Here is a 2,718-nt window from a genome sequence, read left to right as displayed (position 1 = left end):
GGCCGGATTGGTCAGCCTTCTACTCCGATCGAGATTGCACCGGATGGAGCGATTTCGATCGGGGTCAAGATTGGCCGCCGCTCCTTGGATCTGCTGGCTCTATCGTTCGACCGCCGGGTGATTGCTAAGAAAAGCTTTGCCTACGATGCCCTCGACGCGGACGTCGTCTCGGGCCTGATGGGAACAGCGTTCGACAGCCTGAAGGATGATTTGAGCCGCGTCCAGAAATCCAGACTCGTGGGCGTAGGTATTGCTGCTCCAACGGCGATCGAGTCCGGCATAGCCGTCATCGGCGATCCTGGCGGTGCATCCCCACGCTGGCGGGAGGCCGACATGGTCGCCAGGGTCGAAGAAACCTCCGGCTTGAGCGCCGTGGTGCTCAATGACGCTGACGCTGCTTGCTTGGCTGAGATTGATTTCCGGAGAGAGAACCGGAATCGGTCAATGGTCTACTTCTACATCAGCACCTTGATTGGCGGCAGTGTTGTTTTGGAGGGCAATCTAATTACCGGCCACACCGGCAACGCGGGCGCGGTGGGTGCAATCCCTCTCAAACTCGGATCGCACAATAGGAGTCCAGCGCCCGCGCGGTTGAGTCAAGCCGCCTCGCTCAATCGGTTGGAGGTCCTTGCGGCGCAGCACAAATTACCAATGAAGACGTTCCGTGAAGATGGTGGATCCGTCGCCAAGCTTGATGAATCGGCACTTGCCTGTTTCGATGAGTGGTGCGATCTGGCGGCGGATGCACTTGCTTTGGCGGCCATCTCTGGCACCAGCTTCATCGAAGCCGATAGTGTCGTTGTTGACGGCGTCCTCTTGCGACCTCTCCTCGATCGACTCATCGTGAGCGTCCGGGAACGAGTGGCAGGCTACGATCTGGAGGGCATCATCATTCCTGAGTTCCGTGTGGGCTCGATCGGGTTTAACGCCCGCGCGATTGGCGCTGCTCTGGTTCCATTGAACGAACAGTTTGCGCCAGACAACAAAGTCGTTCTCAAGAGCTGAAGTGAAGGACCGCATGGCAGAGATAGTTATTGTCGGCGCCGGAGAATGCGGTGTCCGCGCCGCATTCACGTTGCGGGAACTTGGTTTTCAAGGGTCGGTAACGTTGCTGACTGCAGAGAAAGCTCTGCCATATGAACGACCGCCGTTATCCAAGACGATGCTAGCCAATCCCAAGGCCATTCGCGCCGAAGACGCCTATCCCGGAGCAGGGATCGAACTCCGACGCGGTGCGCTGGTCGAGTCTCTGGTCCCTGAGAGGCGGGAGATTCACCTCGCCGATGGCACGCTCTTGACCTATGATCAGTTGCTCCTTGCGACGGGAGCCCGTGCCAGATTGTTTCCTGGCCTTGAAGGCTGTCTCACACTACGAACCGATGTGCAGGCGCGGCGCATTATGCTGGAGTTCAGCAGCAATGCGCGCATCGGGGTCATTGGTGGCGGATTCATTGGCCTTGAACTCGCCGCGACTGCGCGGCAGGCAGGTGCCGAGGTCACGGTGATCGAGACCGCACCGCGCATTCTCGGACGCGCCGTGCCCGGGGCGATCGCCCAAATCGTTCACGCGCGGCACGAAACCGCAGGGGTCAAGATTCTGACTGGTACTGGCGTCACCGAGGCTGGGACGAACCGCATTGTGCTGGCCAACGGGATTGAACTGGAGTTCGACGCCGTTATCGCTGGCGTCGGGGCGATCCCTAATACCGAGCTCGCCGAAAAGGCCGGTCTGTTGGTGGATAACGGGATTGTTGTCGACAGCGCATTCCGAACCTCCGAACCCAATATCTTCGCCGCAGGCGACTGCTGCAATTTCGAGTGGCGAGGGGCCCGTATGCGACTTGAAAGCTGGAAGGCCGCACAGGACCAAGGTGCCCATGCCGCAGCAGCCATGCTCGGTGCCAGTGGAGAGTACCAGAAAGTCCCGTGGTTTTGGTCGGATCAGTTCGATCTGACTCTGCAGGTCGCAGGGCAGTTCGATCTAACCCGGGATATACATCACCGCGCAGCCTCCGGCGGGGTCCGCATCGTCTTTCAGTGCGATCAAGATGCCCGGGTCTCAGCGGCCGCCGGAATAGGACAGGGCAACACGGTCGCGAGGGACATGAGTGTTCTCGAGAAGCTCATCGAGCGCGGAACTGTGGTTGCGGCCAGCTCGCTGATAGACCCTGACTTTAGGATCAAGAGCTTGCTCAAGTAATAAGTAATCGAGTAATCAAGTAAGAAAGCCGCCGGAGGTCTACCAGCCCAAGCCAAGGTGCGGTCCGCGGCCGTCGTCGCGGTATCCGCTCCACTCCAGCACTTCTCGACCGAAATCAGTGCTCTATTCGTTCGGATAGCGCAGTCCGATTTGCGCCCTGATCGTATCAAGCGATTGCATTATCGACACGGTCTCGTTAGCAGGCATGATCTCACCGGACAATTTTCCGGCTGTCACAAGCCTCTCCATTTCGGCAGCTTCATATTGCATGCCACGTCCTGCTACCGACGACGAATACTCTTCTATCACCCTGTCATTCTTGTCGATGTGGCGAAATGAAGTTGGCGAATACCAGGTAGATGCAATCTCAACTCTCCCCTCGGTGCCGAGGATCGATGCAACATTCGGTCCGGTGTTGTCGAGACTGGAGATGGTGGTAGACATAGCCCCGCCGGCGTGTCGGAAGATAGTTGCTACCTCGGCGTCCACTCCTGTCTCCTTAATCCGCGCCATCGAAA

Annotated in this window: 2 protein-coding genes and 1 pseudogene; 2 read left to right on the top strand and 1 reads right to left on the bottom strand. The window is 58.4% G+C overall.

Annotated elements, in window-relative coordinates; all coding sequences use genetic code 11:
* On the top strand, nt 1-1,005 hold a 1,005-nt coding region (locus EH240_RS36640; RefSeq protein ID WP_148101174.1), incomplete at its 5' end, for an ROK family protein.
* A 13-nt stretch (nt 1,006-1,018) separates the two neighbouring features.
* On the top strand, nt 1,019-2,200 hold the full coding sequence (locus tag EH240_RS36635) for an NAD(P)/FAD-dependent oxidoreductase (protein ID WP_125007197.1): 1,182 nt from the start codon (nt 1,019-1,021) through the stop codon (nt 2,198-2,200).
* A gap of 123 nt (nt 2,201-2,323) precedes the next feature.
* Here EH240_RS36635 and EH240_RS36630 read toward each other — a convergent pair.
* Nucleotides 2,324-2,718: pseudogene (locus EH240_RS36630) on the bottom strand (gfo/Idh/MocA family oxidoreductase); the annotation flags it as partial.

The sequence above is a fragment of the Mesorhizobium tamadayense genome, from assembly GCF_003863365.1.
GTDB classification, from domain to species: Bacteria; Pseudomonadota; Alphaproteobacteria; order Rhizobiales; family Rhizobiaceae; genus Mesorhizobium; species Mesorhizobium tamadayense.
Note: the sequence above shows the minus strand (reverse complement) of the source record. Positions and strands in the feature narration are given on the sequence as shown.

Bases quoted from the DNA above. Each gene is read 5' to 3' on its own strand.
- EH240_RS36635 (WP_125007197.1), top strand. From the start codon at position 1,019: ATGGCAGAGATAGTTATTGTCGGCGCCGGAGAATGCGGTGTCCGCGCC.